This window comes from Micromonospora desertarenae, assembly GCF_056150265.1.
The window spans coordinates 174,402-186,696 of sequence record NZ_JAXCFQ010000002.1 but is presented as its reverse complement, the minus strand read 5'-3'; the positions used below and the strand labels follow the sequence as shown (position 1 = coordinate 186,696).

At 72.2% G+C, this 12,295-nt stretch carries 10 protein-coding genes; 2 read left to right on the top strand and 8 right to left on the bottom strand.

Annotation, left to right across the window (positions count from 1 at the left end):
* Nucleotides 1-230: 230 nt before the first annotated feature.
* The 3 genes from SM577_RS03800 to lysS all read right to left on the bottom strand — a co-directional run bounded on the left by SM577_RS03800 (nucleotide 231) and on the right by lysS (nucleotide 5,198).
* Nucleotides 231-2,762, bottom strand: a complete 2,532-nt coding sequence (locus tag SM577_RS03800; RefSeq protein ID WP_088996392.1) for an ATP-dependent Clp protease ATP-binding subunit — start codon at nucleotides 2,760-2,762, stop codon at nucleotides 231-233.
* Between the two features lie 524 nt (nucleotides 2,763-3,286).
* Nucleotides 3,287-3,631, bottom strand: coding sequence for a histone-like nucleoid-structuring protein Lsr2 (locus SM577_RS03795; protein WP_197700191.1), 345 nt, complete (start codon nucleotides 3,629-3,631; stop codon nucleotides 3,287-3,289).
* A gap of 112 nt (nucleotides 3,632-3,743) precedes the next feature.
* On the bottom strand, nucleotides 3,744-5,198 hold the full coding sequence (gene lysS / locus SM577_RS03790; protein ID WP_474586447.1) for a lysine--tRNA ligase: 1,455 nt from the start codon (nucleotides 5,196-5,198) through the stop codon (nucleotides 3,744-3,746).
* Nucleotides 5,199-5,346: 148 nt separating this feature from the next.
* Here lysS and SM577_RS03785 point away from each other — a divergent pair, with 148 nt between their 5' ends.
* A complete protein-coding gene (locus SM577_RS03785; RefSeq protein WP_474586297.1) occupies nucleotides 5,347-6,087 on the top strand; it encodes a class I SAM-dependent methyltransferase in 741 nt (246 codons plus the stop codon).
* Between the two features lie 7 nt (nucleotides 6,088-6,094).
* On the opposite strand, the gene SM577_RS03780 is transcribed toward SM577_RS03785, so the two are convergent.
* Complete coding sequence (locus SM577_RS03780; protein WP_302920649.1) at nucleotides 6,095-6,853, bottom strand: type III pantothenate kinase; 759 nt, start codon at nucleotides 6,851-6,853, stop codon at nucleotides 6,095-6,097.
* 118 nt (nucleotides 6,854-6,971) lie between these two features.
* On the opposite strand from SM577_RS03780, the gene SM577_RS03775 reads away from it, so the two are divergent.
* The gene (locus SM577_RS03775; RefSeq protein WP_302920648.1) at nucleotides 6,972-8,063 is read left to right on the top strand and encodes an acyl-CoA synthetase family protein; all 1,092 of its coding nucleotides are present in this window, start codon (nucleotides 6,972-6,974) and stop codon (nucleotides 8,061-8,063) included.
* 85 nt (nucleotides 8,064-8,148) lie between these two features.
* Here the strand turns inward: SM577_RS03775 and nadC are convergent, their stop codons facing one another.
* The 4 genes from nadC to panD all read right to left on the bottom strand — a co-directional run bounded on the left by nadC (nucleotide 8,149) and on the right by panD (nucleotide 12,273).
* Nucleotides 8,149-9,045 carry a carboxylating nicotinate-nucleotide diphosphorylase gene (nadC, locus tag SM577_RS03770; RefSeq protein ID WP_302920647.1) on the bottom strand — a complete coding sequence of 299 codons (897 nt, stop codon included), beginning with the start codon at nucleotides 9,043-9,045 and terminating at the stop codon, nucleotides 8,149-8,151.
* Nucleotides 9,042-10,736 (bottom strand): L-aspartate oxidase, encoded by a 1,695-nt coding sequence (locus SM577_RS03765; protein ID WP_474580833.1) that lies wholly within the window; start codon nucleotides 10,734-10,736, stop codon nucleotides 9,042-9,044. The genes nadC and SM577_RS03765 overlap by 4 nt, the downstream gene beginning before the upstream one ends.
* A 74-nt stretch (nucleotides 10,737-10,810) precedes the next feature.
* Nucleotides 10,811-11,707, bottom strand: a complete 897-nt coding sequence (locus SM577_RS03760) for a septum formation family protein (RefSeq protein WP_474586296.1) — start codon at nucleotides 11,705-11,707, stop codon at nucleotides 10,811-10,813.
* A gap of 143 nt (nucleotides 11,708-11,850) precedes the next feature.
* The gene (gene panD / locus SM577_RS03755) at nucleotides 11,851-12,273 is read right to left on the bottom strand and encodes an aspartate 1-decarboxylase (RefSeq protein WP_302921013.1); all 423 of its coding nucleotides are present in this window, start codon (nucleotides 12,271-12,273) and stop codon (nucleotides 11,851-11,853) included.
* Nucleotides 12,274-12,295: the final 22 nt, after the last annotated feature.

The following is a 12,295-nucleotide window of genomic DNA, read 5'->3' as shown; positions in this document are numbered from 1 at the left end:
GCCGAGCCGGGCCGGGCCGAGTCGGGCGGGCCGAGCCGAGCCCGGCGAGTCGGGCGGAGCCGAGCCGGGCGGGCCGGGCCGCCCATGGTCGGCTGACGATGCGCAGGTGTTTCAACGGGCGTACGCCCTGGCCCGAGGCGCGCGGTCGGGGGCGAGGGTGGGCGGGGCGCAGAAAGGGCGACGGCCCGGTGGCGGGTGCCACCGGGCCGTCGCCCTCGTGCTGTTCGGCCTTACTCGTCCGCGCCCGCGGCGGCGGTGCCGCCGAGGTCGGCCGGGACCGCGTCCGGCACGTCGACCGGCTTGTCGGCGCCCCGGAAGACGAGCTTGGACTTGTCGATGTTGCTCGGGTCGCCCTCGCAGTCCACCACCACGATCTGACCCGGGGTCAGCTCGTTGAAGAGGATCCGCTCGGAGAGGTTGTCCTCGATGTCGCGCTGGATCGTGCGACGCAGCGGACGCGCACCGAGCACCGGGTCGAAGCCCTTCTTCGCCAGGTACTTCTTGGCGTTGTCGGTCAGCTCCAGACCCATGTCCTTGTTCCGCAGCTGGGTCTCGATCCGCGCGATCATGATGTCCACGATCGAGAGGATCTCGTTCTCCCGCAGCTGGTGGAAGACGATGGTGTCGTCGATCCGGTTCAGGAACTCGGGCCGGAAGTGCTGCTTGAGCTCGTCGTTGACCTTCTGCTTCATCCGGTCGTAGTTGGACTCGGAGTCCTCCGACGCCTGGAAGCCGAGCGACACCGCCTTGGCCACGTCGCGCGTGCCCAGGTTGGTGGTCAGGATGATGACCGTGTTCTTGAAGTCCACGATCCGGCCCTGACCGTCGGTGAGCCGACCGTCCTCCAGGATCTGGAGCAGCGTGTTGAACACGTCCGGGTGGGCCTTCTCGATCTCGTCGAAGAGGACCACCGAGAACGGCCGACGCCGCACCTTCTCGGTCAGCTGCCCGCCCTCGTCGTAGCCGACGTAGCCGGGAGGAGCACCCACCAGCCGGGAGACCGTGTAGCGGTCGTGGAACTCGGACATGTCCAGCTGGATGAGGGCGTCCTCGCTGCCGAACAGGAACTCGGCGAGCGCCTTGGAGAGCTCGGTCTTACCGACGCCGGACGGGCCGGCGAAGATGAACGAGCCCGAGGGACGCTTCGGGTCCTTCAGGCCGGCGCGGGTACGCCGGATCGCCTTCGAGACCGCCTTGACCGCGTCCTCCTGGCCGATGACGCGCTTGTGCAGCTCGTCCTCCATGCGCAGCAGGCGCGAGGTCTCCTCCTCGGTCAGCTTGTAGACCGGGATGCCGGTCCAGTTGCCGAGCACCTCGGCGATCTGCTCGTCGTCGACCTCGCTGACGACGTCCAGGTCACCGGCCTTCCACTCCTTCTCCCGCTGGGCCTTCTGGCCGAGGAGCTGCTTCTCCTTGTCGCGCAGCTGCGCGGCGCGCTCGAAGTCCTGCGCGTCGATCGCCGACTCCTTGTCGCGACGCACCTGGGCGATGCGCTCGTCGAAGTCGCGCAGGTCTGGCGGCGCGGTCATCCGGCGGATCCGCATCCGGGCGCCGGCCTCGTCGATCAGGTCGATCGCCTTGTCCGGCAGGAAGCGGTCGGAGATGTAGCGGTCGGCCAGCGTCGCCGCCGCGACCAGGGCCGCGTCGGTGATGCTCACCCGGTGGTGCGCCTCGTAGCGGTCGCGCAGCCCCTTGAGGATCTCGATGGTGTGGGCCAGCGACGGCTCACCCACCTGGATCGGCTGGAACCGGCGCTCGAGAGCGGCGTCCTTCTCCAGGTGCTTGCGGTACTCGTCCAGCGTGGTGGCGCCGATGGTCTGCAGCTCGCCACGGGCCAGCATCGGCTTGAGGATGCTCGCCGCGTCGATCGCGCCCTCGGCGGCACCCGCACCCACCAGGGTGTGGATCTCGTCGATGAACAGGATGATGTCGCCCCGGGTGCGGATCTCCTTGAGCACCTTCTTGAGGCGCTCCTCGAAGTCACCGCGGTAGCGGGAACCGGCGACCAGCGCACCGAGGTCGAGCGTGTAGAGCTGCTTGTCCTTCAGCGTCTCGGGCACCTCGCCCTTGATGATCTTCTGGGACAGCCCCTCCACCACGGCGGTCTTGCCGACGCCGGGCTCACCGATCAGGACCGGGTTGTTCTTGGTACGGCGGGAGAGCACCTGCATGACCCGCTCGATTTCCTTCTCGCGCCCGATGACCGGGTCGAGCTTGCCCTCGCGGGCGGCCTGGGTCAGGTTGCGGCCGAACTGGTCCAGCACGAGGCTGGTGGACGGCGCGGCCTCGCCCGGCGCGGCGCCCGCCGCGGCCGGCTCCTTGCCCTGGTAGCCGGAGAGCAGCTGGATCACCTGCTGGCGGACCCGGTTGAGGTCCGCACCGAGCTTGACCAGCACCTGGGCGGCGACGCCCTCACCCTCGCGGATCAGACCGAGCAGGATGTGCTCCGTGCCGATGTAGTTGTGGCCGAGCTGCAGCGCCTCGCGCAGCGACAGCTCCAGCACCTTCTTGGCCCGCGGCGTGAACGGGATGTGCCCGCTCGGCGCCTGCTGGCCCTGGCCGATGATCTCCTCGACCTGCTGGCGGACGCCCTCGAGGGAGATGCCGAGGCTCTCCAGGGCCTTTGCCGCGACACCCTCACCCTCGTGGATCAGGCCCAGCAGGATGTGCTCCGTACCGATGTAGTTGTGGTTGAGCATCCGGGCCTCTTCCTGGGCCAGGACGACAACCCGTCGCGCTCGGTCGGTGAACCGCTCGAACATGCCCTCGTGCTCCTCACGTGCCGTGCGCCTTGATGGTCAAAGATCTTGGCGGGGCCGGTGCGCGAACGCCCGGGACGGGCGTCCTTGCCTCATTACTCTATCGCCGCGGACCGACTCAGCTGAGGTCGTGTGTCTCCGGCAGGAGCCGTGTACGCGTCGTTTTGCACAACCGTCCGCGCTCAGCGGGTGTTCCGGTACCCCGAGCGCTACGCGTAGAGCGAAATTCCGCCCGCCGGCGGGACACTCCTGGGACGGCCCGTGCGGGCCCCGAGAGCGCCCGCACTGTCGGAACGACGTCGGCGCGGCCGGCGCAGGGGGCCGTCCGACGGTCATCCACAAGCTGTGGAAAACTCCTCCACCGGCTGTGGACAACGCCCGCCCCGCCGGGATTCTTCCCGCCGTCCCCCCGGATCGCCCGGCGCCCGATCCCGCGCACGGGGGTCGAAACCGGACCCGGGGGCGGAAACGGCGACGCCGGCCCGGAGAGTGCTCCGGCCCGGCGTCGGGTCGCCCGTGGCGGCGCGTCAGCGCGTGGCGTGGTACTCGTCGACGATCTCCTGGGGGATCCGGCCCCGGTCGGAGATGTCCTTGCCGGCCTTCTTGGCCCAGGCGCGGATCGCCTTGTTCTGCTCCCGGTCGGCGGTGGCGCCGCCCCGGCCGCGTGCCGCCCGGCCGCCGACGACCACCCCGCCCCGACCCACCTTGGTGCCCGCGCCGACGTACGGCGCGAATACCTCACGCAATTTCTCGGCGTTGGAACTCGACAGGTCGATCTCGTACTGAACGCCGTCGAGGGCGAACTTGACGGTCTCGTCAGCGTCCCCGCCGTCCAGGTCATCGACCAGCTTGTGAATGATCTGCTTGGCCACGTCCCACATTCCTTTCGAGCAGGGTGTACCTGCAAACTGCGAGAACAATAACCCGTGCGACGCGCGCCGCGTCAATAGGATGCGGTACCGATCCGGTAGAGGGATGTCGCGACTACTCCGGGCGCACCAACGGGAACAGGATCGTTTCCCGAATTCCCAGGCCGGTGAGCGCCATCAAGAGCCGGTCGATTCCCATTCCCATACCCCCGGCCGGCGGCATTCCGTACTCCATCGCGCGGAGGAAGTCCTCGTCCAGCCGCATGGCCTCGTCGTCGCCGCGGGCGGCGAGCTGCGCCTGGGCCAGCAGCCGCTCCCGCTGCACCACCGGGTCGACCAGCTCCGAGTACGCGGTGCCCAGCTCGAAACCGAGCACGTAGAGGTCCCACTTCTCGGCCAGGCCCGGCTCGCTGCGGTGCGCGCGGGTGAGCGGGCTGGTCTCCACCGGGTAGTCCCGGACGAAGGTGGGCGCCTCCAGACCGGGGACCACCAGTTCCTCGAAGAGCTCCTCGGCCAGCTTGCCGGGCCCCCACTTCGGGTCGACGGCGAGGCCGACCTTGTCGGCGTACTCCACCAGGCGGGCCCGTTCGGTGTGCACTGTCACCTCTTCGCCGAGCGCCTCGGAAAGCACCCCGAAGAGGGTGACCGAACGCCACTCACCGCCGAGGTCGAACTCCCGGCCGTCGGCGTGGGTGACCACCGTCGAGCCACCGACCGCGATCGCCGCCCGCTGGACGAGTTTGCGGGTCAGCTCGGCCATCGTGTTGTAGTCGCCGTACGCCTGGTAGGCCTCCAGCATCGCGAACTCCGGCGAGTGCGAAGAGTCGACGCCCTCATTACGGAAGTTGCGGTTGATCTCGAAGACCCGCTCGACGCCGCCGACCACGGCGCGCTTGAGAAACAGTTCCGGCGCGATTCGCAGATACAGATCGGTGGCGAGCGCATTGCTGTGGGTCACGAATGGGCGGGCCGCCGCGCCACCGTGCAGCAACTGCAGCATCGGCGTCTCGACCTCGATGAAACCCTGCTCGTGCAGGGAATCGCGCAGACTGCGTACGGTGGCCGCGCGGGTGCGGACCATCTGGCGCGCCTGCGGGCGGACGATCAGGTCGACGTAGCGCTGCCGGACCCGGGCCTCCTCGCTGAGCGGCTTGTGCGCCACCGGCAGCGGGCGCAGCGCCTTGGCGGTGACCGCCCACTGCTCGACCAGCACCGACAGCTCACCCCGGCGGCTGGTGATCACCTCGCCGGTCACCCCGACGAGGTCGCCGAGGTCGACCAGGCGCTTCCAGTCCTCCAGCCGCTCCGGCCCGACCCGGTCGAGGGAGAGCATCGCCTGCAACTCGGTGCCGTCGCCGTCCCGCAGGGTGGCGAAGCAGAGCTTGCCGGTGTTGCGTACGAAGATCACCCGCCCGGTGACCGAGGCCCGGTCGCCGGTGGCGGTGTCGGTCGGCAGGTCGGCGTACTTCTGGCGGATCTCGGCCAGCGTGTGGGTGCGCGGGAATCCGACCGGGTACGGCTCGACGCCGTCGGCGAGCATCCGGTCCCGCTTCTCCCGGCGGACCTTCATCTGCTCGGGAAGGTCGTCGGCGGGATCCACTGGCACGGGCTTCTGCTCGGTCGTCACGGCACGCTTCCTCAGAGGGAGTTGTTCGGCGGGGTCAACCCCCGAGCGTACTCAAGCACCCAGTTGCCGGTTACCGGATAACCTGCCCGTCATGACCGACCCCACTCAGGCGCTCTCGTTCGGGGCGGTGGCCGCCGACTACGACCGGTTCCGGCCCCGCTATCCGCAGGAGGCGGTCCGCTGGGCGCTCGACGGTCTGGCCCCGTCCGCCCGGGTGGTGGACCTGGGCGCCGGCACCGGCATCCTCACCCGCGCGGTGCTGGCCCTCGGCCACCGGGCGGTGCCGGTCGAGCCCGACCCCGGGATGCGGGCCCAGCTCGACGCCGGGACCCCGGGCACTGTCGCGCTGGCCGGCAGCGCGGAGTCCGTGCCGCTGCCGGACGCGGCGGCCGACGCGGTGGTCGTCGGCCAGGCGTACCACTGGTTCGACCGGGAGCGGGCGCACGCCGAGATCGCCCGGGTGGTCCGGCCCGGTGGCGTCTTCGCGCCGATCTGGAACGTCCGGGACGAGGAGGTCTCCTGGGTCGCCGAGCTGAGCCGGATCGCCCACATCGGGGACAGCGCGGGGAACGTGATCGACAAGTACGCCGACTTCGGCCCCGACTTCGACCCGATCGAGCTGGGCCGGTTCGCCCACACGAGCACGCTCACCCCGGACGAGGTGATCGAGCTGCTGCACACCCGCTCGTACTGGCTCACCGCGACGGCGAAGGAACGCCGGAAGGTCGACCGGGAGCTGCGCGACCTCTTCGCCACCCACCCCGACCTGGCCGGGCGGGACACCGTCGGGCTGCCGTACCAGACGCTGGTGTTCCGGTCCCGACGGCGCTGAACCGCGCTCAGACGTTGCGCTCGTAGACCATCCGCAGGCCGATCAGCGTGATCATCGGCTCGTGGTGGGTGATGGTCCGGCACTCGTTGATCACCAGCGAGGCCAGCCCGCCGGTGGCGATGACGGCCCGCACCTCGCCCAGTTCCTCGGTCATCCGCTCGACGATCCGGTCCACCTGGCCGGCGAAGCCGAAGTAGAGGCCGGACTGGAGGCACTCCACGGTGTTCTTGCCGATCACCGACCGGGGCCGGGTGGCCTCGACCTTGCGCAGCTGGGCCGCGCGGGCGGCGAGCGCGTCGAAGGAGATCTCGATGCCGGGCGCGAAGGCGCCGCCGAGGAACTCGCCCCGGCCGCTGATCACGTCGAAGTTGGTGGTGGTGCCGAAGTCCACCACGATCGACGGCCCGCCGTAGAGGGTGTAGGCGGCCAGGGTGTTGACCACCCGGTCGGCGCCCACCTCCTTCGGGTTGTCGATGGCGAGCTGCACCCCGGTACGCACCCCGGGCTCGACGATCACGCTCGGCAGGTCCGCGTAGTAGCGGGACAGCATGGTGCGCAGCGAGCGCAGCGCGGCCGGCACCGTGGAGCAGGCGGCCACCCCGGTGATCTCGACGGCGTCCCCGGCGAGCAGGCCCCGGAACTTCAGCCCCAGCTCGTCCGCCGTCGAGCGCGCATCGGTCTTGATCCGCCAGGAGTGCACCAGCTTGTCGCCGTCGAAGGTCGCCAGCACGGTGTTGGTGTTTCCGATGTCGATGCAGAGCAGCACGCCCGAAGCCTAGACAACGCCGGTACGGGCGGGCGCGCAGCGGCCGACGAACCGTATCCTGGACGGATCGTGACATGAACATAGGTCTATCCACGGCGGGGCCGGACGGGGAGCGGACATGTCGGGGATGTGGTGGGCCCGCGGGCGCAACACCCTGCGCCGGCGCCGTCGGCACGTGCTGGTGCTGGCCGCGCTGACCGGTGGCGCGCTCTGGATGATCGTGCAGTCCTGGCGTTCGGGGCAGACCTTCCGCGGCGACCTCTACCTCAACATCGGCGCCGCCCTGATCATGACGCTGCTGACCTACGTGGTGCTCAACCCGCTCTTCCGCGAGCTCCAGACGGTGAGCATCATCGAGCACCCCCGGCTGGACCGGGACGCGCTGATCGAGCGGGTGGCGAACTGCCGGGAGGCCGTCGCCATCCTGGAGACGTTCACCAGCATGCTGGAGGGCCCGTACACCAACCGGTTCCTCTCCGCCCTGCGGGTCGCGCTGGCCAACGGCGCGACGGTCCGGGTGCTGCTGCTGGACCCGGACTCGCCGGCGGTCCGGCTGCGGGCCGAGGAGCTGCGCCGCTCCGACGCGGCCATCGCGATCATGAACAATCTCTACCACTTCGGCCGGCTCCAGCAGCAGCTGCCGCCGGCCTCCCGGTCCCGGCTGCGGGTACGCCTCTACAGCACCGCGCCGTCGGTGCAGATGTACCGCTGGGACGACAAGGCGTACATCTCGTTCTTCCCGGTCAGCGGCAAGACCTTCGACGCCCAGCAGATCGAGGCGTTCGTCAACACCCCGCTCGGCGAGTTCGTCGACGACCGGTTCACCGAGCTGTGGGAGACCGCCCCGGTGCGCGACCTCGACTCCTGCCTGAGCCTGCAACTCTGCCTGCGCCAGGACGGGCGGGACCTGGAGACCTGCGAGGCGCGCTACGTGCGGGTCGACGGCACCTGGTACATCGCCGGCAGCGACCTGGTCCGGAACGTGGCCCGGCACGGGCTGACCGGGTTGAGCGTGGTGCTCCAGCGGCCGGAGGCCGCCGGCCAGACCTTCGCCCTGGGCGAGGCCGACGAGCTGGAGCCCGGAATCTACCACCGCGCGCTCCAGCTCTTCCGGGCCAAGTACGGCCTGGACCACCGGGACGACACCGAGAGTCAGGTGATCTTCAACCTGGTGGGGCCGGCCGCCCTCACCACCCGGGCCGCGGCCTGAGCCGGCCGGCCCGACCACCCGAGCCCTCGCCCCGGCCACCCCGCACGACTCCCGACCGGCGCCGCCGTGGCCGCGCGCCGCACCGTCACTCGGTGCGCAGGTCCATGGCGATGTCGAGGATCGGCGAGGAGTGGGTGAGCGCGCCGACCGAGAGGAAGTCGACGCCGGTCGCCGCGTACCGGGCGGCCACCTCCAGGGTCAGCCCGCCGGTCGCCTCCAGCTCGGCCCGGTCGCCGACCGCGGCCACCACCTCGGTCAGCGCCTCCGGCGTCATGTTGTCGCAGAGCAGGAAGTTCGCGCCGGCCTCGACCGCCTCCACCGCCTCGGCCAGCGTGGTCACCTCCACCTGCACCGGCACGTCCGGGAACGCGTCCCGGACCCGCCGGTACGCCGGGGTGATGCCGCCGGCCGCCAGCTTGTGGTTGTCCTTGATCATGGCGACGTCGTGCAGCCCCATCCGCTTGTTGGTGCCGCCACCGGCCCGGACCGCGTACTTCTCCAGGGCGCGCAGGCCCGGGGTGGTCTTGCGGGTGTCGAGCACCATCGCCTTCGTGCCGGCCAGCGCGTCCGCCCAGGCCCGGGTGTGGGTGGCCACCCCGGACATCCGGCAGAGCAGGTTGAGCGCGGTGCGCTCGGCGGTGAGCAGCAGCCGGGTCGGCCCGGTCACCGTGGCCAGCACGTCGCCGCGGGCCACCCGCTCGCCGTCCCGGGCGACCAGCGACACCTCGACCGTACGCGCGCCGCCGGTCACCTCGCCGACCAGCTCGAACACCGCCGCCGCCACGGCCAGCCCGGCCACCACGCCGTCGGCGCGGGCCACCAGGTCGGCCGTGTCCGTCTGCTCGGCCGGGATGGTGGCGACGCTGGTGACGTCGAGGTAGTCCGGGCCCAGGTCCTCGACCAGGGCGTCCTCGACCACCCGGCGTACCCGGGCCGGGTCCAGGCCGGCCGCCCGCAACGACCGCTCGGTCGACTCCGTCATCGCGTCTCCTCCCACTGCTGCGCCAACCGGCCCTGCGCCCCGATCGCGCCGACCAGGTGGCCGAGCCACCGCTCGTCGGCCGTCGGGAAGTCCTCCCGCCAGTGGCAGCCCCGGGTCTCCCGGCGGGCGTACGCGGCGGCGACCAGGGTCGACGCCACGGTGACCAGGTTCGTCGCCTCCCAGTCGGCGGTGCGTGGGGTGCCCCGACCGGAGCCGACCTCGCCCAGGGCCGCCGCGGTCTGCGCCAGCGTCGCCGCCGAGCGGAGCACGCCGGCGCCCCGGGTCATCGCCCGTTGCAGCACCGGGGTCGCCGCCGCCGGCACCACCCACCCCGCACCGCCGACCCAGGCGCCGGTCGGCGCCGGCTGCGCCTGCTCGGGCAGGCCGGTGGCGATGTGCTCGGCGATCCGCCGGGAGAAGACCAGCCCCTCCAGCAGCGAGTTGCTGGCCAGCCGGTTCGCGCCGTGCACCCCGGTGCAGGCCACCTCGCCGCAGGCGTACAGGCCGGGGATCGAGGTGCGGCCGTGCAGGTCGGTGCGGACGCCGCCGGAGGCGTAGTGGGCGGCCGGGGCGACCGGGATCAGGTCGACCCCGGGGTCTACCCCGATGGCAAGGCAGGACGCCACGATGGTGGGGAACCGCCGGGCCAGCCAGTCGCCACCGAGGTGCCGGGCGTCCAGGAAGACGTGGTCGGCGCCGGTGGCCAGCAGCACCCGGTGGATACCCTTGGCCACCACGTCCCGGGGGGCCAGCTCGGCCAGCTCGTGCTGGCCGACCATGAACCGCTTGCCGTCCGCGTCGACCAGGTGGGCGCCCTCGCCGCGCAGCGCCTCGGAGACCAGCGGCTGCTGGGCGTGCCCGGCGCCGGGCACCCGGGCGTGCTCCGGCACGATCAGCGCGGTCGGGTGGAACTGGACGAACTCCACGTCGGTCACCGCCGCGCCGGCCCGCATGGCCAGCGCCACCCCGTCGCCGGTGGACACCGCGGGGTTGGTGGTGGCCGCGAAGACCTGCCCCATCCCGCCGGTGGCCAGCACCACCGCCCGGGCCAGGATGGCGCCCACGCCGTCCTCGCTGCCCTCGCCGAGCACGTGCAGGGTGATCCCGCAGGCCGCGCCGAGCCCGCCCGGGCCGTCGCCGGGCGCCCGGAGCAGGTCCAGCACCAGGGCGTGCTCGACAAGCCGGATCCACGGGTCGCGGCGCACCGCCGCGTGCAGCGCCCGCTGCACCTCGGCCCCGGTCGCGTCGCCGCCGGCGTGCACGATCCGGTTGGCCCGGTGCCCGCCCTCGCGGGTCAGCATCAGCGAGCCGTCCGGGTTGCGGTCGAACTCGGCGCCGATCCGCATCAGCTCGCGCAGCCGGGTCGGCCCCTCCTCGACCAGTACCCGCACCGCTGCCGGGTCGCAGAGGCCGACGCCGGCGACCTCGGTGTCGGAGGCGTGCGCGGCGGGGGTGTCGTGCGGGTCGAGCACCGCGGCGATGCCGCCCTGCGCCCAGCGGGTCGACCCGTCGTCGATGTTGACCTTCGTGACCACGGTGACGTGCAGCCCGGCCTCGCGCAGGTGCAGCGCGGCGGTGAGCCCGGCCACCCCGGAGCCGACCACGATCACGTCGGTGGTCTCCACCCAGCCGGGGGCGGGCGCGACCAGCAACGACGGCAGGGCCGGCAGGTCGAGCGTCGGAAGGTCCATGCCCCCAGTCAACCCGAACGCCCCTCGCGCCGGGCGGCGGGGGCGGGACGAGTGGTTTGAGCTACCCCGTCCCGCTACCGGATGCGCACCGGCAGGCCGGCCGGACCGGCGCCCTTGAGGGAGCCGGTCACCGTACGGTCGCTGAGCCAGAGGTGGCAGCGGACCCCCCGGTCGCCCACCCGCCAGCGCCCGGGGCCCGGCGGGCGGACCACCACCCCGCTGCGGAAGCGCAGGTCCGCGTCGTCCGGCACGCCGACGTACCGGGCGAGGACGGAGCGGCAGCCGGTGTAGAGCGGCACCCAGTCGGCGTCCCGGCTCGGGTACGGCACGTCCGGCGCCCGCCACACCCCGACGAACTCGGCGTCGTGCCGGGTGGCGCACTCCACCGGGAGCAACGTCTGCACGGCGCCGCCCCGGCCGCCGCGGGTCTGCTGGCAGCCCAGCCGCAGCGGGGAGACCCCGCGCAGCGCGTCGCGCAGGCTGCCGGTGCGGGTCACCACGCGGGCCGCCGCCTCGACAGTGGTCAGTTCGGTCAGGTCGCAGCGGAACCAGCGGGAGCCGGCCGCCCAGCCGGGCCCGGACGGGATCGCCACCGCCAGCCGCAGCCGACCGGCCCGCCACTCGTCGCCGACGTACTCGCTGGCCTTCCCGTCGCACTCGGCGAACGCGCCGCGCAGCTCGGTCGAGCCGCTGGCCGGCGGGGTCGTCCGGGCGGCCGGGAACGCGCCGACGTGCACGGTCTCCACCCGGTGCGGGGCGGCGCAGTCCACCGGCTGGTACGCCGACAACGGCACCACGTCGGTGAAGTCCGCCTCGTGGCAGAGCCCGGCGGCCGGGGTGAACGGCCCCGGCGCGGGCAGGGCGGCCCAGTCGTCGACCAGGTCGCCGTCGAGCCCACCGGCGCCGGCGCAGCCGGACAGCAGGGCGGCCGTGACGACCGCCGCGAGCCGGGTGGTCATCGCACGGCGCATCCGCGGCCTCCCCCAACCACCGACCGTCTTCCGACGATGTGCTCAGGGTAACCAGAAATGACCTTCCGGTGACAGACCGGAGGCGGGGCCGGAAACCGCCCGGCGGCGGGACGGCGGCGGCCGGACCGCCGGGCCGGAACGGCTCAGACGGCGGCGAACGGGCTGGGCACCGGGTCGCCGACCATGCCCGGGGCCACCCCGGCCGGGTCGGCGCCCAGCTCGATCACCCGGTTGTCGGCGTCCACGTGCACCACCCGCGGCTGGTACGCGCGGGCCTCCGCGTCGTCCATCTGCCCGTACGAGATCAGGATGACCAGGTCACCGGGGTGGACCAGGTGCGCGGCGGCGCCGTTGATGCCGATCACCCCGCTGCCCCGCTCGCCGGGGATGACGTACGTCTCCAGCCGGGCGCCGTTGGTGATGTCCACGATCGCCACCTGCTCGCCGGGGAGCAGGTCCGCGGCGTCCAGCAGATCCTGGTCCACCGTCACCGAGCCGACGTAGTGCAGGTCGGCCTGGGTCACCGTGGCCCGGTGGATCTTCGACTTGAGCATGGTCCGCAGCATCGGGGTGCCTTTCACGCGTACG

Bases quoted from the DNA above. Each gene is read 5' to 3' on its own strand.
- nadC (WP_302920647.1), bottom strand. From the start codon at position 9,045: ATGACGGAGTCGACCGAGCGGTCGTTGCGGGCGGCCGGCCTGGACCCG.
- lysS (WP_474586447.1), bottom strand. From the start codon at position 5,198: ATGAAGGTCCGCCGGGAGAAGCGGGACCGGATGCTCGCCGACGGCGTC.
- SM577_RS03785 (WP_474586297.1), top strand. From the start codon at position 5,347: ATGACCGACCCCACTCAGGCGCTCTCGTTCGGGGCGGTGGCCGCCGAC.
- SM577_RS03800 (WP_088996392.1), bottom strand. From the start codon at position 2,762: ATGTTCGAGCGGTTCACCGACCGAGCGCGACGGGTTGTCGTCCTGGCC.
- panD (WP_302921013.1), bottom strand. From the start codon at position 12,273: ATGCTGCGGACCATGCTCAAGTCGAAGATCCACCGGGCCACGGTGACC.
- SM577_RS03775 (WP_302920648.1), top strand. From the start codon at position 6,972: ATGTCGGGGATGTGGTGGGCCCGCGGGCGCAACACCCTGCGCCGGCGC.
- SM577_RS03765 (WP_474580833.1), bottom strand. From the start codon at position 10,736: ATGGACCTTCCGACGCTCGACCTGCCGGCCCTGCCGTCGTTGCTGGTC.
- SM577_RS03760 (WP_474586296.1), bottom strand. From the start codon at position 11,707: ATGCGCCGTGCGATGACCACCCGGCTCGCGGCGGTCGTCACGGCCGCC.